The organism is Nannocystis sp., from assembly GCF_016714285.1.
In the GTDB taxonomy this organism is placed as follows: Bacteria; Myxococcota_A; Polyangia; order Nannocystales; family Nannocystaceae; genus Nannocystis.
Genome location: NZ_JADJNN010000010.1, coordinates 176774 through 199023, shown reverse-complemented (window position 1 = coordinate 199023; position 22250 = coordinate 176774). Strand labels below are relative to the sequence as shown.

The following is a 22250-nucleotide window of genomic DNA, read 5'->3' as shown; positions in this document are numbered from 1 at the left end:
CGTCGGCCACCAGGCCGTGCGACGGTGGTGCATGGCGTGGAACATGGGTGGGTGGAGTGTCGTCGCGGGACTTGTTGTTGCGCTTGGTTGGAGCGGCAGCGCCGCGGCGCTCAAGCAGCCGAACAACCAGGTGATCCCGGTCGGGCAGAGCTTGCAGAATCTCTTCAACACGCTCACCGAACCGCTCAACGCGCTCAACGACGCGAAGACCACGCCCGAGACCTTCCTGCCGGCCTGCGAGGTCCAGTTCAAGGTGCTGCAGCGCAACGCCGGCTACAAGAACTCCTTCGGCTGGTACAACGTCGACAAGGTCAAGCCGACCCTCGCCGATCTACATCAGATCCTCAGCTGCAACGACGGCGTCAACACGGTCAAGAAGGTCTCGATCGTCACCGACCCGGCGTACAAGGGCGGCGAGGTCGGCTTCTTCGAGGCCGTGGGCAACTGCGCCGACATCAACAACCCCGGCAGCGTGCTCTACGTGTTCCACAGCGAACCGAAGCACAACCCGGATGCGCAGAACATGAACCCGTTCATCCACCTCATCGTCTACGACAGCATCAACTTCCCACGCACCTACTATTTTGCGTGGGAGGATCTGATCCAGGGTGGCGACAACGACTTCGATGACCTGACCACCAGCGTCGCCGGCGTCTCGTGCAACGGCATGCCCTGCATGCCCTTCATCGACGCCCAGGACCCCGACGGGGACGGCTACTGCGACATCGAAGGGCTGGTCACGCTGGACAACTGCAAGGGTGTGCCGAACAAGGACCAGCTCGACACCGACAAGGACCTGCTCGGCGACGCCTGCGACAACTGCCCCGACGACGACAACCCCGACCAGCTCGACACCGACAAGGACGGCCTCGGCGACGCGTGTGACGCGATCGACACCGGCGAGAGCACCAGCTCGAGCACGGGCGGCACCGGCGGCGACGCCACCGGCGGCACCAGTATGGGCGTGGACACGGGCTCCGGCGGCGGCACCGACTCGGGCCCCGTGAGCACCGGTGTTGACACGCTCACGACGGGCGGCAGCGACTCGAGCCCGCAGACCACCAGCGGCTCCGCGTCGGCCACGGATAGCGGCGCCTCGCAGTCCGACTCCAACGTCAGCGTGAGCGACAGCGGCACGGGCGTCAGCGGTGGCGGCACCGGGGCCAGCGACTCGCTCACTGGCGGTGACTCGCTCACCGGCGGCTCCGCGCCCACCGAGGGCTCCGCGAGCGCCACAGCTTCGGCTACCGACAGCGGCAGCGGCAGCGACAGCGCCGGCGCCGGCGAGGACGGCAGCGGCTGCGGCTGCCGTCAGGACTCCCGGCCCGACGCCGCCGCCGCGCTGCTCCTGCTCACCGGCCTCGCCCTGCGCCGCCGCAGATCCACGATCTGACGACCGGGCCGCCACCGCCACCGCGCCGCAACCCCGTCGACGCCGTCGGCCGGTCGTCATGCCACCGATCGTCCTCCCGCAGCAGCCGGTGCTCAACCTGCGCATCTCCGTCGAGGCCACCCCGGTCAAGCCCCGTCACCGGCGCCAGGCTCATGGCCGACCTCGACGACGGCAGCGACGACGGCTTCTCCCGCCGCCCCACGCGGCTCACGCCGCCCCACGCGGCTCACGCGGGTGGGATCGCGTCAAGGATCTGGTGGGCGAGGGTCTTCAGGGCGCCGGTCTCGGCCATGTCACTGGTGTTCGCCAGCAGGACCACCGCGGCGGGCGGTGACGTCGAGAACAGCAGGAATGCCGTGAAGCCTGCTGTTTGGCCGTCCTTGAAGTATCGATATTGGCCGTCGATCGTCTCGCGTCCGATCAACAGGCCGATCTGCCCGCCTTGCCCGACGGGGCTCGGTCGCTGCGGTTCGAGCGCCCGGGCCCACGCGGCGACCACCGCCGGATCGCCGGTCCCAAGCGCCGCCTCGACAAAGCGGAGCATGTCGGCGCCGGTCGAGCGCAGCGCGCCAGCGCCGGCCAGGGGCTCACCGATCTGATTGGCTGGGGCCGCAGCCGCCTGCCAGTACCCCTGGGCGAGGCGCTCCTGGCTGCCGGCTGGGACGACGATTCGCGTGTCGGACAGCTCAAGCGGAGTGGCCAGGTCGCGCAGGACCAGCGCCTCGTAGCTCGCCTCGCCGGCGTCCTCGACCAGGTAATAGCCGAGGGTTCCGGCGCCCAGGTTGGAGTAGACCATCCGCGCGCCTGGGGCGCTCGTCAACGTATGGGTCGACATGAACGCCGCGAGGTCGTCGTCCGTGTATCCCGCCGCGGGATTGCGAGGATCTGGCGAATGCGTGTTGTTGGGCATGCCCGGCAGCCCCGATGTGTGGGTGGCCAGGTCGAGCAGCGCGATCGCCTGGCCGGCGAAGTGCGGCGCACCGAGCGGGAATACCTCGTCGATCGGATCGGCGAGCGCGACGGTGCCGCGATCGAGCGCGCGGGCTAGCAGCACGCCGGTGACCGCCTTGGTGAGCGAGCCAAGCTCGAAGATCGTATCGGGGCGCGGCGCAGGACCGCCGATCGAGGTCGCGCCAAACCCTGCAACGATCCGCAGGCCGGGCCCCACCACCGCCGCGACCATACCGACCGCTTTGCCCGGCACACCTGCCGGATCGACGTTGGGTGCGACCAACCTGGCGAGCTCGGCGGCGAACGCGTCCTCGGCGGGCGTCGATGCGTCGGTCGCCGTGCTGTCCTCGCTCGTGGCGTTCGCAGCGGTGACCGGGCCCGCGCCCTCCCTGTCGCCACCACACGCGGCGAGGACAGCGAGCACGCATGAGCCGAATGCCGGGTGAAGAGGGCGCCCCATGGCCATGATGATGCCCACGCTCACCACGCTTCGCCAAGGCCCGACGGGCACCGCCATGGACACGACGGAGGGCGTGGCGGCGCCGACCGGTCTCGTCGTCGACCCGGCGGCGGACCTGGGCTACGGCAAGACCACTACAACCTCGCCGACCCGGAGGTGCTCGGGCAGTCGGACACGACGACGATGCGGCTGGACACCGAGGAGACGGACCTCTGCGGCGTCTTCCCCCACATGCATCAGCGCGGCCGCAAGAGGTTGATCGACAAGAAGGAGCAGCGCTGCGCCGCGGACGTCCAAGCATGAACCCAAAGGAATCGTCGACCGGGGGTGGCGACGCAGCGGGTCGTCCGGCCGCGTGGTAGCGTCGCCGCAATGTCAGAGCCACGGACGATCATCGTGACCGGCGGAGGCCGCGGCCTCGGCCTCGCCGCCGCCGAGAAGCTGGCGCGGGCCGGGCACCGGGTCCTGCTCACCGCGCGGGACCACAAGCGCGGCGAGCAGGCCGTCCAGCAGATCCACCACGCCGTGCCCGGCGGCCGCGTCGAGCTGCGGATCCTCGACCTCGCCGCGCTCGCCTCCGTGCGCGCCTTCGCCGGCGAGGTGCTGCACGAGGGCCTGGTCGTCGACGTGCTCCTGCACAACGCCGGGATCATGCAGCAGAGCCGCGAGCGCCGCGTGACCGGCGACGGCTTCGAGGAGACCCTCCAGACCAACACGCTCGCCCCCTTCCTCCTCACCCGTGAGCTACTGCCGGCGCTCGCGCGCTCCACCGCGGCCCGGGTGGTCTGCGTGTCCTCAATGTTGCACATGCCAGGCACGCGCGGCGAGCCGGTGAACTTCGACTTCGACGACCCCCAGCTGCTGCGCGGCTACAACCCCGACCGCGCCTACAAGAACAGCAAGCTCGCGCTGCTGTGGTGGACCTACGAACTCCAGCGGCGCCTGGCGCCGCGCCCCATCACCGCCAACGCGGTGTGCCCCGGCTTCGTGCCGGTCACCGCAGCCGAGAGCGTGCGCGGCCCGATGCGCTGGTTCATGCGCCACGTGCTGGCCCACATGCCCTTCGCGCGCTCACTCGACCAGGCCGCCGGCGCGCTCGCGTGGATGGCCGTCGACCCTGCGATGGAGGGGTTGGCGGCAAGTACTACACCGACCGCGCCGAGCTGCGCTCGAGCGACGATTCGCTCGACCCGGCTCTCGCGGCCCGGTTCTGGCGCCTCGCCTGCGAGCTCGTGGCGATCCCCGACTGGCCGTGATGCATCGACGGCGCAGCGGAGCGGCCTCGACCGATATGGACCGACGACACGCAGGGGCCCGCGGACGACCGCCGCCCCGAACGCCACCCCAGGCACAACCCCCCCCTTGGCCTCCTGCTCGTCGGACTGCAACGCGCGAGTGACTGTGGCCGAGTCCCCGTGCAATGTCCTCCGCGCAACTCGACTTCGCCGATCTCGTCGTACGTGGCGCCGCCGAACTCACCAGGGAGGCCCCGTCGCTGGCGGCCGCTCCAGCGGTCGCTTCGCGTCTGGCGCGGGTGCTCGGAGCCCGCCTCCCCTGCCAGGCGGTGATCCACTGGGCGTGCCCGGTATGCAGCACGCGGACCGTGACGCGCTGGCGCTGCGGCCCCCGGTGCGCGACGTGCAGTGCCGGCGCCCCGGCGAGCGCGAGCCTGCTGCGGCAGATCCCGCAGGTACCGGTGCGCCACTGGGTACTATCGCTGCCGTCGCCGCAGCGCTTCGACTTCGCGGGCGACGCCCGGAGCGAGGCCGCGATCGTCAAGGCCTTCATGCACGCCGTCTTCGCCCGCCTGCGCGCCCAGGGCGGCGATCGGTCGGCGGGCTGTGGGGCGGTCGCCGCGATCCACCGCAGCGGCGCGGCCCTCAACCTCAATCTTCACATCCATGCCCTGGTCGTCGACGGCGTATTTCACCGCTCCCCCGACGGCTCAAACTTCGCAGCCCAGGCGCCCGGACCCGAGGACCTCGCCATCGTCGCCCAGGAGGTAAACGCGGCCCTCGCCCGTCTCCCGGCCAGCGATATCAAGGACCCCGCGCTCGCCACGTTACAGCAGGCCGCGCGCCCGCGCCGCAAGATCAATCGGGCATCGCAGCGCCGCTCCGGCAACACCTTCGACCTCGGCGGTCTCAAGGTCTTCGCCGGCCTCCCTGTGGCAGCCAGCGACCGCGCCGCCCTGCGGCGGCTTTGCGACTATGTCACTCGCACTGCCTCGGCGCGCCTCGCCATGGCCACGTCCGGCCCACACATAGCGACGCACCCCGAGCTCGGCGCCCACGAGCTCGTCGCCCGACTCGTCGCTGCCACCCCTGCCGAACCCGCGGTATCGGTGCGCACATACGGGGTCCTCGCGCCGCGCGCGGCTCATCTCTGGCAGCTCTGCCACGGGCACCAGCTCGAGCTTCCGGCGATGCCCTGCGCCGAACCAAGGCGACTCGCCCGAGCCCGATCGCCCCGTTGCGCTCGCTGCGATGTCGCCCTCGCGGCGTTCGCCGTCGAGGACGCCTCCGACCCACCCGCGCGCGGCACGTGATGCGAACTCGGACCGCCGAGACCTCGGATTGGTGTACCTTGCCGCCGACGCCATGTTTCAGGTCCACCGCTCGGAGTCTGGCCAGTACGTCCTCATGCACCCGGCGACGGAGACCGTCGTCGTCAGCGACGATCTCGCGGCCGGGTTCGCGCGGCTCTCCGCCGCGGTCGGCGACGCCGCGGACACGCCAGTGAGGATGGCACCCGCCGCGTCGACGGTCGGCAGCGGGCGCACCGTGGTGATCGTGGCGGCGGTGCTGCCCTTCGTGTGGTTGCTCGCGCTCTATCTGTCGCTCGGCCGGCTCGCGGCAGAGCTCGCCGTCGAGATACGTGCACCTGCAGACGACGCCGCGGTGGCGACGCGCCGTGAGCTCAAGGAGCTGCGCCTGGAGATCAGCCGCGTCGAGGCCCGTATCAAGGACGGACGCCCAGCGACCGCCCCGGCTGGGTCGAAGGCGGACGACGACGACGACAATCCCGGCGAGCTGAAGCCGCTGCGCCCCGCGAAGGACAAGCCGCAACCCGCGTCGGTCGAGACGACGGCGACCGCCGGGACCAAGGTGCCCGCCGAGATCAAGGCGACCGCCGAGCCGACGCCGCCATCGCCCGTGGACGACGCGCAGTAGCGAGGCCGCCTCGTGGAGTTCAACTCCCTCACGTACCTCGTCTTTCTGCTGGCGACGCTGGGGCTGTTCTTCGCCCTGCCGCGCGGCGCGAGGATGCTGCTGCTCGTCGCTGCGAGCCTGTTCTTCTACGGCGCGTGGAGCGTGCCGTTCACGGGCCTCATCGTCGTCTCCGCGGTGGTCGACTTCATCGCCGCGAGGGCGATCCACCGCGCCCGCGCGGGGCTGCGGCGCAAGCTGTGGCTGATCGCCAGCCTGACGGTCAACCTGGGCCTGCTCGGCGTCTTCAAGTACGCCGGCTTCTTCCGCGACAGCCTGGCCGCCGCGATGGGCTGGCCGCCAGCCGAGGCCCTGGCGATCACCCTGCCGCCGGGGATCAGCTTCTATACGTTTCAGACCATGAGCTACACGATCGACGTGTACCGCGGCGCGCTGGCGCCGTCGTCGTCGTTCACGCGCTTCCTGCTCTACGTCAGCTTCTTCCCGCAGCTGGTCGCGGGGCCGATCGAGCGCGCCGGGCACCTGCTCACGCAGTTCGATCATGCGGTGCGGCAGCGATGTTCACCGGTCAACCTCGCGATCGGCGGGCGCATGATCGTCTGGGGCCTGTTCAAGAAGGTGTGCCTCGCCGACACCTGCGCCCGCTTCGCCGACCCCGTGTTCGCCGCGCCCGCGGGCTACGAGGGCTGGAGCCTGTGGGTCGCCACCTACGCGTTCACGCTGCAGATCTACTTCGACTTCTCAGCCTACTCGGAGATCGCCCGCGGTTCGGCGCGCCTGTTCGGCGTCGACCTCATGCGAAACTTCGACCAGCCCTACCTCGCCCGCAACATCACCGAATTCTGGCGCCGCTGGCACATCTCGCTGTCGACGTGGTTTCGCGACTACGTCTATCTCCCGCTCGGCGGCAGCCGCGGCGGTCGCCTGTTCACCCTGCGTAACCTCGTCATCACCATGTTCCTGTCCGGCCTGTGGCACGGCGCCGCCTGGAACTTCGTGCTGTGGGGGCTGTACCACGGGCTCCTGCTCCTGCTGCACGCGCTGCTGCGCGACACAGCGGCGGCCCGGGCCCTGAGCCGCGGCCTCGGCCGGCTGGCCGCGCCAGCGGCGATGCTGCTCACCTTCCACCTGGTCGTGCTCGGCTGGGTGCTGTTCCGCGTCGAGGCCACGGCGGACATCGCCACGGTGCTGAGCGGAATGACGGGGGCCTTCGCCACGGCGCCCGAGCCGGCGCAGCTGCGCTTCTTCGCCATGGTCGCGCTGGTGCTCGCGGCGAGCTGGGCCGAGCGCCGCCACGGACTTCTGGCCCGGGTCGCGCGTGAGCCGGCGGTGGCCGCGGTGTTCTACGGGCTATTGCTGGCGCTGGTCGCCCTGCTGTCGCGGAGCGGCGGCCCGGCCTTTATCTACTTCCAGTTCTGAGGACCCATGGCCGAACCAACGATCACGGTGTGGAGGGGAGGGACGGTGGTCGACGACGAGCCGTCGCCACGCCGACCATGGTCGCTGATCGTCGGCACCCTGCTGGTGCTGTGGGTCCTCGACCTGACGCTGGCGCTGACGCTGCCGCGACCGGACGCCCCGCCGCTGGCCTTCGACGGCGCGAGCGCGGCGCGAGCGGAGCTCACCGCGGCCGCCGGGGCCGCCGGGGCCGAGGACGCGTGGCTGCTGATCGGTGATTCGGTGCTGGCCGGCGACGTCATGGCCGGGCGCATCGACGGCTGGGAACACGAGCGGGTGGTCGATGCCATGCGCCGCGAGCAGGGTCCGTCGACCCGCGCGCGCCTGTTTCAGGTCGCGCTCGACGGACTCCTGCCGACCGACCTCCTGCACCTGACCCGCGAGCTCGATCGCATCGATCCCGCGGGGCGCGTCGGACTCGTCGTCGAGCTGAACCCGCGCTTCTTCTCGCGCCAGTACGCCGACTTGACCACGTGCACGCGGCCGTGGCTGTGTGAGCTCGGCGCCGAGACGATCACGCCCGAGGGACATGTCCGCTGGGACAGCCTCGCGCTCGACGTCCTGAGCGACCTGAGGGACGCAGTCGCGGCGATCGTCCCGGTGTATCGCCACCGGCGCCGCATCCCGCCGCTGCAGCCCGATCCCGCCCGACTCCTGCGCCCGGCCGCGGACACGGGCGACGCTCTGGCCGCGCGCGCCCGCCTGCTCGCCCACTACCGCGATCCAGCCATCGACGCCGAGGCGACCCAGATGACGGCGCTGCGCCTCGTGGTCCAGCGCCTGCGCGGCGTCGGCCGCCGCGCGCTGTTCTTCACCACGCCGATCGCCGACGACTTCATGGCCCAGGCGCAATCTCCAGCCGAGAACGGCGCCTACACGGCGGCCCTCTCGGCGGTCATCGACGGCGACGGGGCCGACAAGCGCGTCACCCTCGTCCCGCTCGACGACCCCGGCTTCCACGCCCAGCTGTTCCTCGACCACTGCCACCTGAACCCCGAGGGCAACCGCCGGCTCGCGCTCAACCTGCTGCATGCGCTGGGCCTCAGCCTGCGCCAGCGACCGCGGACCGAGGAGCTGGTGCACCCGGAGGGCTTCGACCGCACGCTGGTCGGACGGGCGACCCACGGCTACGTCGATGGCCCGGGCTGGCAAGCCCTGTTCAACGGGCCGCGCGGCGTCGCGGTCGCGCCAGGCGGGCGGCGGATCGTCATCGCCGACAGCGACAACCACGCCCTGCGCGAGCTGGTCGGCGACCACTACACCGTGCGCACGCTGGTCGGCGCGCCGGAGCGGCAGGGCTGGCGCGACGGACATGTCTCGCAAGCCATGCTCGATCGACCCAGCGCGCCGTGGATCGCCGGCGACGACGTGTACTTCGCCGACCAGGGCGGCTCAACCTTGCGACGCGTGCGCTCGGGGATCGTGTCGACGCTGCGGCCACCACAGCTGGAGTTCACGCGCATCGACCAGATCCAGGGCCACAAGGGCGACCTCCTGATCCTCGACGACGGGCGCCGGCTGTTCCGCTACAACCCACGGACGGGCGCCAGCCGCCTGCTCGCCGTCGCCGAGGGCAAGCTCCGGATCGCCGCATTCGCCTCGGCCCCGGACGGACGCCTGTGGCTGGCCGAGCGCGAGGGGCAGATCTGGCAGGCCCGCGTCGGCCACCTGGCGAAGCTCGGGCCGCGCCCCGACGGCGTCGCTCGCGTGTTCCCCGACACCGCGGCGGCCTACGTGCCGCAGCGCCGCGGCTCGCTGTGGCCGCTGAGGTTCGACGAGGTCCAGCTCGACCGGCCGGTGGCGCTGACCTACGTGCCGCGTTACGACGCCCTGCTGGTCGCCGACGACGTGCGGGCGCGGGTGCCGATCGCGGACTATCACGAGCGTGTCCAGCTGCGCCTGCTCGACCTGGCGGAGCGGCGCATGTACCCGTGGATCCACACGCAGGTGGCCTCCAGTTACCTGTACTGGAACACCAACGCCGAGGCCTACGCGTCGACCCTGCACACCGGCAGCCTCGCCTTCGAGCCGGACTCGGCGTCCCTGGTCTACCTCGAGCGCCACCGGTCGCGCCTGCTGTGGCTGTCCGACGGCATCATGGCCACCGCCAAGACCAGCCACACCGCGAACATAATCAACGCTGGCGGGGTCCGCGAGCTGATGGGCAACGAGGCGGGCATCCGGGCGCTCGAGCGCTTCCACCCCGACCACTACCTGCTGCGTCGCGTCGAGCGCCTGCCGCGGCGCGGGCCGTTCACCGGGTTGCTGCTGAGTTCGTCGATGTCGACGATGTCGCAGGCCATCGGACCGTACTCCCTGGCCCGCCGGCTCGAGCAACACCTGCAGGACGCTCTGGGGACCCGCGACGGCGTCCGCTTCGATCTCGCACACAGGGCCTACTCGAGCCCGTTGCTCGAACACTTCCTCGAGGGCACCGATCGCTACACCGCCACGGGGCGCCCCGACGTGATCTTCATCGAGATCCACAACTTCAACAACAAGCTGTTCCGCGGGGACTTCACCGACGATCGCCTGCGCTCGGACCTGCAGCGCTTCGCCGACTACGCCGCCAGGTCGGACGCGCTGGTCGTGCTGTTCGATAACTCGGGGCTCATCTCCATCGAACACGACGGGCTGCGTGCCAGTCCGGAGGTGGTCGAGCGGGCCAAGACGATCGCGCGGCAAATGGGCATGGTGGTGATCGAGCTGACCGACGCCCTGCTGCCGCGCAGCCTCGGCGAGGGCGTGTGGGGCAGCCCGCCGCTCAAGGGCGCCCACTCGACCCCGCACGCGATCGACGCGACCGCGGCGCTGCTCGCCGAGCGCAGCTACCCGATCGTCGCGGCCCACCTCGGCCCCGAGCGCACGCCGGCGCTGCTGCGCGCGGCCGAGACCCCGTGGGTCGCCGCCGACCCCGGCGCGACCCTCGTCGGGGCGTTCACAGAGGTCGCGGCCGACTGGCAGACGATCCTCCCGAACGTGCCCGGCGAGGCGATCCAGCGCGAACGCGGGCCCGAGGGCGCCCTGCTCTTCGTCGATCTCCAGGTGGCGCTCGGCGAGCGGCGCGAGCTGTCCGCCGCGGAGCTCGAGCGCCTCGCCGTCGCCAGCGTGTACACGACCCTCGTCCGCGATCGTTCGTTCGCCGACGTCACGCGGGCCAGCGTGCGCCTGGCCTGGTTCACCCGCTACGACGAGTACGGCGCGGGCGTGTCGACCGGGGCCAGCGTGGTCCTGCAGCGCGAGCTCGACCGCGAGGCCCTGACGGCCCATCTGCAGGCCGCCAGCGAGTGACCGGCCGCCAGCGAGTGACCGGCGCGAGCCCGGCGAGCGGCGCTAGGAGATGTTGACCGAGGCCTCGCTGCGGCTCTGGAACAGCTCCCAGAATCGGTTGGCCACCGACGAGGCCTCGAGGGTCGCATGGCCGGAGTCGAAGGCCGTGCCCTTCACGCTCCCGAGCACCACGACCTCGCCGACGTAGACGCCCTCGCCGGCGAGCCGCTGATGCAGCAAGCCCACGGCCTTGTGCTGGGCGGCCTTCGCCACGGCGAGGCCCATCGCGCCCCAGCTCACGGCCATCGCGTCGATCTTCGGGTCGTAGAAGGCCAGGCCGCCGCCGGTCACGAGCAGCGCGCCCTTCTCGCTGCGGAGGTCCGGCAGGGCCTCCTGGGTCGCGGCCACCATCCCGTGCAGCGACACGTTCAGCGCGCCGCGCAGCTCGTCGATGCTCCCGGTGGTCAAGTCCCCGGCGCCGTAGGCGTACGCGTTCCAGTGGACGATCGCCACGGGACCGAGCGCCGCGCGGGCGTCGCGGACCAGCGCGCGGACGGCCTCCGGATCGCCGAGGTCGCAGGGGAAGGCGCGCGCGGTGATCCCCGCGTCGGTCAGGGCGGCAGCCGCGGCCGAGAGGCGCTCGGCGTTGCGGGCGACCAGCGCGACCGCGAAGCCCTCGCCGCCGAACTTCCGCGCGACCGCGTCCGAGATGCCCGGTCCATACCCACATACAATGATGGTTCGCTGACTGGTTCGCTGCATTGGCCGGACGGTATCACGTCGGGCCCCCACCCCGCCACCCGGCCAGGAACGCGCCGGCCGGGGCCTCGGAGCTCACGCTCAATGCACACACCGGACGTGGTACGTACCCGTATCGACCGCCCCCGATTCACACAGACGCTGGATCTCCCGCTCAACCTCGGTCCGGTCCGCGGCGGTCATCCGTCAACCCTGCGTCGGCCCGTGCGACCCGCCCGCGAACCACTTTCCATACACATCGATCAGCGCATATCCAAAGAACTTGCCAAACTGTGCCACCGCCGCCGCCTGCTCCGCCGCCGTGAGCTGCGCCCCGGTCGCCTGCGTCGTCCCCAGCTGCTTCATGAAGTCGCCGAGCTGCACGTGAATGATGCCCTTGCCGAGCACCGGCGCGTCCGGCCCCTCGCCGTCGTGGATCGTGCTAAACAGCGTCGTCATGTCGGCCCAGACGTCGATACCGGCGTCGTCGTGGACCACCTTGACCCCGTCGAAGTAGTAGGTCTTGCCCTCGCGGCTGTGCATGCGCATGCGATAGCGCAGGTTACGGGTCGCGTCGGCGCCCGGGTTCTCCACGAACAAATTGAAGCGCCCCTCGGAGATCGTCAGCGGCGCCGACGACAGCGCCGGCGCGTCGACGGTGCCGACCATCCCCGCGCAATGCTGCGAGTCGCGGACGATCCGCGCCAGGTCGCGGCAGAACACGGTCAACACGACCTCGAAAGGCGAATCCTCCGCCTTACCGCGGGCCTCGCCGCGCGCGCAGTCCTCCGTCTCCCCGACGGCGAAGTGCCCGCGCATCGCCTCCGAGAAGCTCACCCCGGTCGGGTCGTCGTGGGTCGCCAGCGGCGCCGCCTGGGCCGGAGCTGTCGAGACCGTCAGCCCGCGCGCCTCGGCCAGCAGCTCGAGGTTGCGCTCGGCCAGCGCGCAGATCGTCATCAGCGGATTGGCCCCGAGCGACCGCGGCACGATCGAACCATCACACACCAACAAGTTATCGTACACCTCGGCCCCCCGGCGACCCGAGAACACCTGCCCGCGGTGATTGACCACCCCGTGCTCCGCGTCCTCCGCCATCGCGCAGCCACCGAGCGGGTGCACCGTGATCAACGCGTGCTTCATCAGCGCCGTCCACAGCGGGCTCGGCACATAAGTCCCCCCCTCCGAGCGGACCACCCGCGCCAGCGCCTCGTTGATCTGCGCCACCCCGCGCGAGCTCCCGACCTCCGGCCACGACACCCGCAGGCGGCCCTCGTCGAGGTACAGCGAGCCGCCGCTGTCGTCGTGCCCGGTGACGATGAACGCCGCCGTGTTGCGCAGCGCCCCGACGTAAGCGTCGTCCGCGATCACGCTGACCAGCCCGCGCCCGGCCGCCGCCAGCTTGCCCATGATCGTGCTCGGGCCACCCGAGCCGAACGCCGCCGCCGCCGCCGTCAGCCCGCCGACACACAGCCGCCCGATCGCCCCGGGGATCGCCCCGTCCTGGACCACAAAGCCGTCATCCAGATCGGTCTGCCCGCGGACGTCGATCATCCCCGTCAAGGTCGGCCCGACCGGCGTGTCCGGCGTGTACGGCCGGTCGCCCCAGCCGATCGCGTCCACCTGGTCGTGCTGGTTGAAGCCGAAGCCGATCACGTCGCCGTTGCCGCTGAAGCGCGCCCCGACCCGCTCCGACAGCCGCAGCCCGGCCTCCTTCGAGCGCAGCAGCAGCTCCGTGCTGCCCAGAGTCCCGGCCGCCACGATCACCAGATCGGCGGACACGAACATGTCGGCCGCGCCGAACTTCTCGCGGCCCACCCCGGGACAGTCATAGAACACCAGCCACTGCGAGCCCCGACGCTCGAGCCGACGCACCGCCACCTGCGTGAAGATCTCCGCCCCGTGCGCGTGCGCGTCGGGCAGGTAGGTCGCCGCCACCGTGTTCTTCGCCTCGTGGTTGCAGCCCGTCACGCAGTCGCCGCACAGCTTGCACGCCTGCTGGCGCAACCCCGCGGTCTCGCGGTCCTCGGTGAAGTTCACCGCGATCGGCAGCGGCCCGCTCGCCAGCCCCAGCGCCTTGCCGGCGCGGATCAAGGTGCGCAGCTTGGCCGGCTGCGGCAGGCCGTCAGGGTACCGCGTCGGCCGCAACATCGCCTCGGCCCGGACGAACCCGGCCTCCACCCGCGTCGCCAGGTCGGCCCGCAGCGCCGCCGGCCAGCGCGGGTCAGCGAACACCCGCGCCTCCGGACGCAAGCACACGTTCGCGTTGATCAGCGAGGTCCCGCCGAGTCCGCAGCCGACCAGCACCGAGATGTCGCCGTTGACGCGGAAGTCGAACAGCGCCGTCGGCGAGCCGAGCTGGGCCCCGCCCGCGGGTGTCGGCACGTCGACCTGCACCTCGCCCGTGAACGCCGACTCGATCGCTGGAAAGTCGCCTGGCAAAAATTCGCGGCCGCGCTCGAGCACCGCCACCTGCACACCAGCCCGCGCGAGCCGGGCGGCCGCGACGCCGCCTCCATAACCCGAGCCGATCACGATGGCTGGGTAGTGCGGGCGGAGGGACTCGATCGGGCGGGACAACCTCGGCATGCGCGACCTCGGGGAGGGGACCGTCCGGCCATCGTACGACCGCGACGCGGAGCCCGTCGACGGGCGCCCGCGCACGCACCTGACCGATCGGACAGGCGGGGCCGGCTCCAGGATAGCGACGCCGGACGCCCCACCGGATCGAATTTTTCTCGGCCCGCGCCTGAGCCGCAGCCTGTGCCGCAAACAAAAGAGCCGCCCGTCGACGAACGAGGGCGGCTCAGCGGAACGGGAGGGATTCGAACCCTCGGTAGAGGTTACCCCCTACGCAGGTTTAGCAAACCTGTGCCTTCAGCCACTCGGCCACCGTTCCTGGGGTTTTCGGGGCGCGTGCCGGATGCACGAACCCCTGGCTGTTTCGCGGGGGTGCAACCTATCCGTGTTTGCCCGCCGTTGCAAGCGCGGCTCACCGCGCGGACTGGCGCCGACCCAGGACTCTCGCCCGGGCACCCGGGCACTCGGCGTCAGCCCGGCAGGGCTCCTTGGCGCGGCTCCTTCGGGTCCCTCGGGTGCCCAGGCTTGTGCGGGCGCAGACCCGTGGTGCACAGTCTCGCCGGTGCAGGAGCCACCCTCCGCGGGCCTGACTCCGGGCCTGACTCCGGCTTTGGCTGGCGCGAGCGAGCTGCTGCTGGCCGCGCTCACCTTCTTCTGCGGCCTCAGCCTGGTGCTCGGCGTGCCCGGGCTGCAGGCGGCGATCTTCGGCCTGCTCGACGCGGTGTTCGGCCGCCCCGACCTCAGCCCCGAGAAGATCCACCAGGCCCACGCGGTCGTGCTCACCCCACTGGCCACCCTCGTCGCGGCCTTCCTCTACCGCGGCGTCGGTCGCTGGCTCGACCACCGCGTCGCCAACCAGATCGACCACCGCATACCCGGCTCCCCCGGCCTGCCCGAGCAGCCCTGGCCGCGCAGCGACGCCCGCGACAGCGCCGCCCAGGTCGCCCTTCACCTGCTCGTCGCCGTCGCCGGCAGCTACCTGCTCGCCGTGCTGATGCACCTGCTCGGCGCCCCGGTCGTCGAGCAGGGCCTGGTCCTCGAGCTCACGGCCAGCGGCGACCTGCGCCGCCCCGAGCTGGCGATCCTCTGCTTCTCCGCCCTCGTCCTCGCGCCGATCGGCGAGGAGCTGTTCTTCCGCGGCCAGCTCCTGCGCCGCACCTGGCGACGCGGCGGCCCGCTCGCGGCCTACCTCGCCTCCGCCTTCCTGTTCGCCGCCTTCCACGGCAACCTCCAGGGCTTCGTCGTCTACGCCTGGCTCGGCCTCGTGTTCGCCCACGTCCACGCCCGCACCGGCCGCCTCTCCGCCGCCGTCGCCGTCCACCTCGGCAACAACGCCGTCACCCTCGCCATCCTCCTCCTCGCCCCACCCACCTGACCTGTCCTTGGAGACAGCCACGCCCGCAGCCATTCCCCGAAACCATTCCCCGAAGCAGAACGCGTGAGTTCCCGCTCCGCTCGCCACCCAGCTCCTCCCCGCGACGAGCTTGCTTCGCAGGGGCGCCCTTGATAGGTTCCGCGGCCCCTGCCAAGGGGACATCCAGCTGCACCCGTAGCTCAGTTGGATAGAGCATCGGTCTACGGAACCGAGGGTCGTAGGTTCGAATCCTTCCGGGTGCGCTCCAGAGGGCCTCGCAGCAGCCGCTGCGAGGCCCTCTTTGTTTGTGCGTGGGTCGTCCGCCGCGAGCCCCGCCGCGGCGCCCAGGTGACAACCCGGAAAATTTCGCGCCCGGCGGTTTTATCCGCGCCAGCGCGGTGCTAATGCTCGCGCACCCTTATGCAGCACCGTGGATTGACCGCCCTCCCCATCCTCGCGCTGGCCCTCGCCGCGTGCACCGAGACGCCCGCCACCAGCGACACCGAGGCGACCAGCGCCGGCACGACCGGCACGACCGGCACCGCCAGCGCCACCGCCACCGACGCGACGAGCGACACCCCGACCACCGACACCCCGACCACCGACACCCCGACCAACCCGTCGGGCTCGACCAGCGACGCCACCACCAGCCCGACCGGCCAGAGCACCACCGACAGCGGCGGCGCCGACGTCACGATCTACGACGTGCAGATGGGCAAGTTCGCGGTCGATGATGTCGTCACGATCAAGGGCGTCATCGTCACCTCGCCGGTCAAGCTCAAGGACCTCAAGGGCACCATGTTCGTCGAGGAGCCCGAGGGCGGCGAGTACTCCGGCATCGCCGTGTACATGTACGACGAGGTGACGGCCGCCCTCGACGCCCCGCCCGGCAGCATCGTCGACATCACCGCCAGCTACAGCGAATTCTTCGACAACAGCCAGCTGGTCGTCAAGGCCGTCGGCGACATCACCGTGGTCGGCCAGGGCCAGGTCCCGGCGCCCGCGCTCGTGCAGTCCGCCGACATCGCCACCGGCGGACCCAAGGCCGAGAACTACGAGGGTGTGCTGGTCGAGATCGACGACGCCGTCGTCACCGACCCCGCGATCGACATCGGCCAGTTCGAGGTCGAGGGCGGCGCCCGCGTCTCCGACTACTTCCTGTTCGACCTCGGTCAGGCGCCCAAGCCCAAGCAGGGCGACGTGTACCCCACCGTCATCGGCCCGCTGCTCTACAGCTTCGACCAGTTCCAGATCGCCCCGCGCAGCCTCGCCGACCTCGGCGACCCGGGCGACACCACCGGCGGCACCACCGGCGACACCACCGGCGGCGGCATGTCCGACACCATCTACGACATCCAGATGGGCAAGTTCCAGCTCATGGATCCCGTCACCGTCGAGGGCGTGATCGCCACCAGCGGCCTCACCTTCAAGCAGGACGGCTTCTTCGTCCAGGACCCCAAGGGCGGCGAGTACTCCGGCATCTTCGTCTACATCGGCGGCAACAAGGTCGCCGTGGCCCCCGGCGACGTGCTCACCATCGCCGGCACCTACGACGAGTTCTTCACCTACAGCGAGATCAAGATCGCCAAGCCCGCGGACATCATCAAGACCGGCACCGCCCCGGTCCCCGCCCCCGCCGTCGTCACCTCCGCCGAGGTCGCCACCGGCGGCGCCAAGGCCGAGAACTACGAGGGCGTGCTGGTCCAGGTGAAGAACGCCAAGGTCAGCGCCGCCATCGACATGAACAACGAGTTCATCGTCGACACCAAGCTCCGCGTCGACGACCTGTTCTTCGCCAAGGCCGACTGGGTCGCCCCCAAGATCGGCGACACCTACACGAGCATCACCGGCCCCCTCGCCTACACCTTCGACAACTTCAAGGTCGCCCCCCGCACCCTCGCCGACCTCGTGAAGTGATCCGCCCTGCGCCGCCGCCTACCCGCGGCGGCGCACGCGATTCAACCAAGAATCTTCGATTCAATCATTTGCCATTCTGAGCCCATCCAGCCCAGAACTGGCCGCATTCGCGCCGAATCCGCACAGTCTTTGGCGAGAATAATGATTGAATCACAATTCAATCACCCCCCGCGCAACGCCGCCCGCAGCCCCTGCAGCGCCGTCCGCAGCCCCTCCTCGAGCACCGGGTGATAAAACGGCATCTCCAGCGCCCGCTCGACGCTCAGCCCCTGCTGTACCGCCCAGGCCAGCAGGTGCCCCATGTGCTCCGCCCCCGGCCCCGCCATCTCCGCCGCGCGCAGCACCCCGTCCGCCCGCGTCGCCCACACCCGCGTCAGCCCGACGTTCTTCCCGAGCACCCGTGCCCGCCCCTGACGCCCCCAGTCGACCTCGCCGAACGCGTGCGTCTCGGCCCGCGTATGCGTGCTCCCGTCCCCGACCACCACCAGCTGCGGGTCGGTGAACACCACGCTCAAGGGCAACGCCGCGGCCTCGCCACCACCCCGCCCGGCAGGCTCGCCGCGTTCGCCCCCGCGATGTGCCCCTCGTCGCTCGCCTCGTGCAGCAGCGGCCGCAGCCCTGACACGTCGCCCGCGAGGAACACCGGCGTCTCCGCGACCCGCAGCGTGTGCGGGTCGAAGCCCCGCGGCTGCCCCTGCGCGTCGAGCTCCACCCCTGCGCGCTCGAGCCCCAACCCGTGCAGCTGCGACCTGCGCCCCGCCGCCACCAGCACCCGCTCCCAGGTCCCGGTCCGCAGCGCCCCGTCGTCGCCGCGGTAGCGCATCGTCACCCCGTCGCCGCCGACCCGGATGTCCTCGAGGATATATTGCGTGTGCAGCTCGAGCTCCCGCCGCAGCGCCGCGTACGCGGCCCCCTTGACCGCCTCGTCGCGCAGCGGCCCGAGCACCCCGCGGTTGCCGATGATCGTCACCCGCACCCCAAGGCGCTGCAGCGCCTGGCCGAGCTCGAGCCCGATCGGCCCGGCCCCGACCACCAGCACGCTCGCCGGCAGGTCGGCCAGCTCGAACACCGCCTCGTTGGTCAACAACAGCTCGTGCGGCAGCGCCATGAACACCGCGGGGATCGCCGGCACCGTCCCGGTCGCCACCACCAGCCCGGCGAAGCGCACCTGCATCGACTCCCCGACCTGCAGCAGATCCGGCGCGATCACCCGCGCCTCGCCCGCGAGCAGCTCACCCGCCGCCGCCAGCCTCTCGCAGTCGGCCAGCACGAACGAGACGAAGCGGTCGCGCTCGCTGCGGACCCGACCCAGCACCGCCGGACCGTCGATCCGCGGGGTCCCGGCGTGGACCCCGAACATCCCCGCCGCATGCACCGCGTGGGCCGCCTCACCGGCCGCGATCAACAGCTTCGACGGCATGCAGCCGACCCGCGCGCAGGTCGTGCCGAGCGGCCCGCGGTCGATCATCAACGCCGTCGCCCCCGCCTTGCGCGCCGCTCGCTGGGCCGTGAGCCCCGCCGTCCCGGCGCCGATCACCGCCACGTCCACCGTGTGCAACTTCATGGCTCGTCCTCCACGCGCCCTGCCGACGCGCCGTGAGCATAGCCCCCGCGTCCACCGCCCGGATACCCGCGCCGCGACCATCGCCCCCCACGCCCACCGCCCGATGCCCGCGCGCCGCGAACACCGCCCCGACCGGACACCCCCGCCCGACGAGCACCGCCCCGACCGGACACCCCTCGCCGAGCGACTCAGCCGCGCGCCGGACTGACCCGCGCCCGCGCGGCCACCTTCACCGGGGCCGCCCCCATCGACCTGTCCTTCAGGTCAGGTACATCGAGCCCCAGCGCCCGCAGCTCCGCCGTCGCCGCCTCGGCCCAGCCGCGGTTCGCCACCGGGCTCGCCGGGCTCGGGTGCAAGATCCTCCCGATCTTCACCCTGTCCCCCAGCGCGGTGCGAGCCTGCTGCTCCGCGTAGCCGCCGATCCCGATCACCCACACCGGCGCGAGCAGCTCGACCACCCGCCGCAAGTGACGATCGCAGGCCGCCTGCAGCCCCGCCCGCTCCGCGCTCGCCAGCTTGTCCGGCGTCCGGTTCTTGCCGCTCGCCTCCATGAACAGCAGCGGGCAGTAGTTGGCGACGTAGCGCTCGCGAAAGAACTGCTCCGCCGTGCCCCAGCGCGACTCGACCAGCCCCCACACCCGCGCCCCGCTGACCTCGCTGCGCGTGCACGCGAAGCCCTGCACCGGCCGCTCCGGGTGCTCATGCGCCGGCCGCCCCACCGCCGCGTCGATCCCGAGGAACTCCCGCACCCGCGACACCTCGCCGAACGGCACCCCCGTCTGCCCCATCCCGAACGGCCCCGGGTTCATCCCCAGTAGCACCACCTGCTTGCGCGTCGCCCCGTAGCGCTCGATGTACTGCCGCTGCGGCCCCCAGGCGTACTCGAGCGGGTTGTACACGTGCGTCACCGGCGGCCCGAAGCGCAGCCGCGAGACGTCCTCACAGAGTCGGCGGGCGGCGCTCAGCATCTCCTCGGCGATGGTCGGCATGGGCTCCGCAGCCACCACTAGACGAGCGCGACCGCGCACGCAAGCCCCTGCCCGCACGCACTCACCTGTCCCCACCTGTCCCCCACGATCCCATCGCATCCGGCCAAGCGCGCAGTTTCGCCGGGCGCATTGCTGGGCCTGCGCGTGTCCCGCTGCTATGTTCCGCGCATGCGCTGGACCCCGGTCGCCCCCCTCGCCGCGTCCCTCCTCCCCCTCCTCGCCTGCAACCTCGACATCGGTGGCGGCAGCTGCCACGGCAACTGCTCCGCCTCCGCCACCCTCGACCCCGACGACACCGGCACCGGCACCGATAGCGACACCGATAGCGGCGGCCCGCCCAATTTCTGGCCCGGCGTCGTCTGTGCCCCCGACGCCGACGAGACCCCGCGCTTCTACTTCGACCTGCGCGCCGGCAAGGACCAAGGGCGCGACTTCTTCCGCCTGCCCTTCCCCGCCGACGCAAGGCGCAAGGGCGGCGGCATCGACCTCGAGGGCTTCCCACGGGCCCCCGCCGAGTTCTCCCCGGCGCCGGAGCTCGCCACCGTGATCGACCGCTGGATGGCGCACATCGAGCAGGACACCGACGGCTTCGCGGTCGAGGGCGCCGTCCTGTTCCGCAGCAGCGTCAGCATCGGCCCGGTCAAGGGCATCCGCTACCTCAACATCACCCCCGGCCACCCCGACTACGGCCAGACCCTCTCCGGCCAGACCTTCATCGCCCAGAACGGCCCCGGCAGCGGCAACCACTACATCTGCGACAACTGGCTGGCGATCGAGCCGATCGACGGCCTCCCCCTCGACCCCGGCGCCACCTATGCCGTCGTCCTCCTCGACGGCACCAAGCCCAAGGCCGGCGGCGAGTTCGAACAGGACACTGACCTCAAGGCCATGTTCTCCGGGACAGCCCCGAAGGACCCGCTGCAGGCCGCCGCCTGGCCGAGCTTCGCCCCCCTGCGCGACTACATCGCCGCCGGCGACGGCGTCACCGAACTCCGCGCCGACCAGATCGTCGCCGCCACCGTGTTCACCACCGGCCGCCACCGCGACCTCCTCGCCCGCGCCCGCGAGGCCGTCCACGAGGGCCCGCTGCAGGTCAGCGAGCTCCACACCTGCGACGCCGCCGCGCCCTCGCCCTGCTCGAGCGACCCCGGCCTCAGCGACGACGAACGCAGCGCCCGCAGCTGCGGCGCCAGCAGCAGCAAGTTCACCGAGATCCAGGGCCGCGTCACCCTGCCGATCTTCCAGGAGGGCCGCGCCCCCTACGCCAGCCTCGGCGGCAAGATCCAGCTCGATGCCACCGGCGTCCCCATCCTCCACGACGTCCAAAACGCCTGCTTCTCGCTCGCCGTCCCCGCCGGCGAGGCCCCCAGCGCCGGCTGGCCCACCCTCGTGTTCGCACACGGCACCGGCGGCAGCTTCCGCAGCGCCATCGCCGAGGGCCTCGCCGGCCGCCTCGCCGAGGTCGGCATCGCCACCCTCTCCGTCGAGGGCCTGCTCCACGGTCAGCGCCGCGGCGACAGCGACAGCGACGGCCTCGTCGAGGGCCTCCCGCTCGACCAGCTCATCTTCAACCTGCGCAACCCCGACGCCGCCCGCGACAACCCGCTGCAAGCCGCGATCGATCAGTTCACCGGCGTCCGCCTCGCCCGCGAGCTCGCCAAGGCCAGCGCCCCCGAGCCCGCGCCCGCCACCCTCGACCCCGCCAACGTCTTCTTCATGGGCCACAGCCAGGGCGCCCAGGCCGGCCTCGCCTTCCTCCCCTACGAGCCCGAGGTCCACACCGCCGTGCTCTCCGGCGCCGGCGCCAACCTCCTGCGGGCGATCCTCGCCAAGAGCGAACCAAAGGTCACCCTCCCCGACGGCAACGCCTACCCCCCGCGCGACCTCCTCCAGCTCGCCTTCCAGGAGCGTCCCGACCGCCCCCTCACCAGCACCCACCCGCTGCTCCTGCTCTTCAACACCTTCGTCAACCGCTCCGACGGCGACGTGTACAGCCCCCTGCTCCGCCGCCAGCCGCCGCTCGAAGGCGGCGCCAAGCACCTCCTCACATACATCGGCCACGTCGACAACTACGCCCCGCTGCGCGCCGCCGGCAGCTTCGTCGTCGGCGCCGGCCTCCAGCTCGGCGACCACAACCTGTTCCCCGGCCCCTGCAACCAGTACGACGACGAGCGCCACGACGCCTGCAGCTACACCGTCAGCGGCTTCCTCCCGACCACCCCGCTGCCCGCCAGCGGCAACGCTGGTGGCATCACCTCCGTCGTCCTGATGCGCGAGCAATCGGACGGCCGCGACGGCCACTTCGTCGCCTTCGCCGCGGCGGAGCAGGCCCGCATCGTCGGCTTCTTCGACTCGGCCCGCGACGGCGCCGTCCCGGTCGTCAACAACTGACCCGCCGCATCCCGCTGC

The 22250-nt window shown here is 71.5% G+C and carries 14 protein-coding genes, 2 tRNA genes and 2 pseudogenes; 12 read left to right on the top strand and 6 right to left on the bottom strand.

The window, feature by feature from the left end; translation table 11 throughout:
* The first annotated feature begins 43 nt into the window (after nt 1-43).
* Nucleotides 44-1393: a DUF4114 domain-containing protein gene (locus IPJ59_RS19050; RefSeq protein WP_293253151.1), complete on the top strand. Its 1350-nt coding sequence runs from the start codon at nt 44-46 to the stop codon at nt 1391-1393.
* A 226-nt stretch (nt 1394-1619) separates the two neighbouring features.
* Here IPJ59_RS19050 and IPJ59_RS19045 read toward each other — a convergent pair whose 3' ends face one another.
* Nucleotides 1620-2861, bottom strand: a complete 1242-nt coding sequence (locus tag IPJ59_RS19045) for a serine hydrolase domain-containing protein (RefSeq protein ID WP_293272800.1) — start codon at nt 2859-2861, stop codon at nt 1620-1622.
* Nucleotides 2862-2960: 99 nt separating this feature from the next.
* Between IPJ59_RS19045 and IPJ59_RS19040 the strand changes: the two genes are divergently transcribed.
* The 7 genes and pseudogenes from IPJ59_RS19040 to IPJ59_RS19010 all read left to right on the top strand — a co-directional run bounded on the left by IPJ59_RS19040 (nt 2961) and on the right by IPJ59_RS19010 (nt 10723).
* Nucleotides 2961-3107 (top strand): hypothetical protein, encoded by a 147-nt coding sequence (locus tag IPJ59_RS19040; protein ID WP_293253145.1) that lies wholly within the window; start codon nt 2961-2963, stop codon nt 3105-3107.
* Nucleotides 3108-3176: 69 nt separating this feature from the next.
* A pseudogene (locus IPJ59_RS37945) lies at nt 3177-3860 on the top strand (SDR family NAD(P)-dependent oxidoreductase); the annotation flags it as partial.
* Nucleotides 3861-3904: 44 nt separating this feature from the next.
* Complete coding sequence (locus tag IPJ59_RS19030; RefSeq protein WP_293272798.1) at nt 3905-4060, top strand: hypothetical protein; 156 nt, start codon at nt 3905-3907, stop codon at nt 4058-4060.
* Nucleotides 4061-4224: 164 nt separating this feature from the next.
* Nucleotides 4225-5352 carry a transposase gene (locus IPJ59_RS19025; protein WP_293272797.1) on the top strand — a complete coding sequence of 376 codons (1128 nt, stop codon included), beginning with the start codon at nt 4225-4227 and terminating at the stop codon, nt 5350-5352.
* A gap of 31 nt (nt 5353-5383) precedes the next feature.
* On the top strand, nt 5384-5977 hold the full coding sequence (locus IPJ59_RS19020; protein ID WP_293253136.1) for a hypothetical protein: 594 nt from the start codon (nt 5384-5386) through the stop codon (nt 5975-5977).
* A gap of 12 nt (nt 5978-5989) precedes the next feature.
* On the top strand, nt 5990-7393 hold the full coding sequence (locus IPJ59_RS19015; RefSeq protein WP_293272796.1) for an MBOAT family O-acyltransferase: 1404 nt from the start codon (nt 5990-5992) through the stop codon (nt 7391-7393).
* A 6-nt stretch (nt 7394-7399) separates the two neighbouring features.
* Entirely contained in the window at nt 7400-10723 is a 3324-nt protein-coding gene (locus IPJ59_RS19010; protein ID WP_293272795.1) for a hypothetical protein, read from the top strand.
* A gap of 42 nt (nt 10724-10765) precedes the next feature.
* Here IPJ59_RS19010 and IPJ59_RS19005 read toward each other — a convergent pair whose 3' ends face one another.
* The 3 genes from IPJ59_RS19005 to IPJ59_RS18995 all read right to left on the bottom strand — a co-directional run bounded on the left by IPJ59_RS19005 (nt 10766) and on the right by IPJ59_RS18995 (nt 14336).
* The gene (locus IPJ59_RS19005) at nt 10766-11464 is read right to left on the bottom strand and encodes an SDR family NAD(P)-dependent oxidoreductase (protein WP_293253129.1); all 699 of its coding nucleotides are present in this window, start codon (nt 11462-11464) and stop codon (nt 10766-10768) included.
* A gap of 183 nt (nt 11465-11647) precedes the next feature.
* Nucleotides 11648-14026, bottom strand: a complete 2379-nt coding sequence (locus IPJ59_RS19000; RefSeq protein WP_293253127.1) for a GMC family oxidoreductase N-terminal domain-containing protein — start codon at nt 14024-14026, stop codon at nt 11648-11650.
* 221 nt (nt 14027-14247) lie between these two features.
* Nucleotides 14248-14336, bottom strand: a tRNA-Ser gene (locus tag IPJ59_RS18995).
* Between the two features lie 291 nt (nt 14337-14627).
* On the opposite strand from IPJ59_RS18995, the gene IPJ59_RS18990 reads away from it, so the two are divergent.
* The 3 genes from IPJ59_RS18990 to IPJ59_RS18980 all read left to right on the top strand — a co-directional run bounded on the left by IPJ59_RS18990 (nt 14628) and on the right by IPJ59_RS18980 (nt 17288).
* Nucleotides 14628-15392: a CPBP family intramembrane glutamic endopeptidase gene (locus tag IPJ59_RS18990; RefSeq protein WP_293253125.1), complete on the top strand. Its 765-nt coding sequence runs from the start codon at nt 14628-14630 to the stop codon at nt 15390-15392.
* A gap of 168 nt (nt 15393-15560) precedes the next feature.
* Nucleotides 15561-15634, top strand: a tRNA-Arg gene (locus IPJ59_RS18985).
* Between the two features lie 172 nt (nt 15635-15806).
* Complete coding sequence (locus IPJ59_RS18980) at nt 15807-17288, top strand: single stranded DNA-binding domain-containing protein (protein ID WP_293272794.1); 1482 nt, start codon at nt 15807-15809, stop codon at nt 17286-17288.
* Nucleotides 17289-17449: 161 nt separating this feature from the next.
* Here the strand turns inward: IPJ59_RS18980 and IPJ59_RS18970 are convergent.
* Nucleotides 17450-18852 (bottom strand): annotated as a pseudogene (locus tag IPJ59_RS18970) (dihydrolipoyl dehydrogenase).
* Nucleotides 18853-19040: 188 nt separating this feature from the next.
* Entirely contained in the window at nt 19041-19841 is an 801-nt protein-coding gene (locus IPJ59_RS18965; protein WP_293272791.1) for a uracil-DNA glycosylase family protein, read from the bottom strand.
* 168 nt (nt 19842-20009) lie between these two features.
* Here IPJ59_RS18965 and IPJ59_RS18960 point away from each other — a divergent pair, with 168 nt between their 5' ends.
* Nucleotides 20010-22232 (top strand): alpha/beta hydrolase, encoded by a 2223-nt coding sequence (locus IPJ59_RS18960; protein ID WP_293272790.1) that lies wholly within the window; start codon nt 20010-20012, stop codon nt 22230-22232.
* Nucleotides 22233-22250 lie beyond the last annotated feature (18 nt).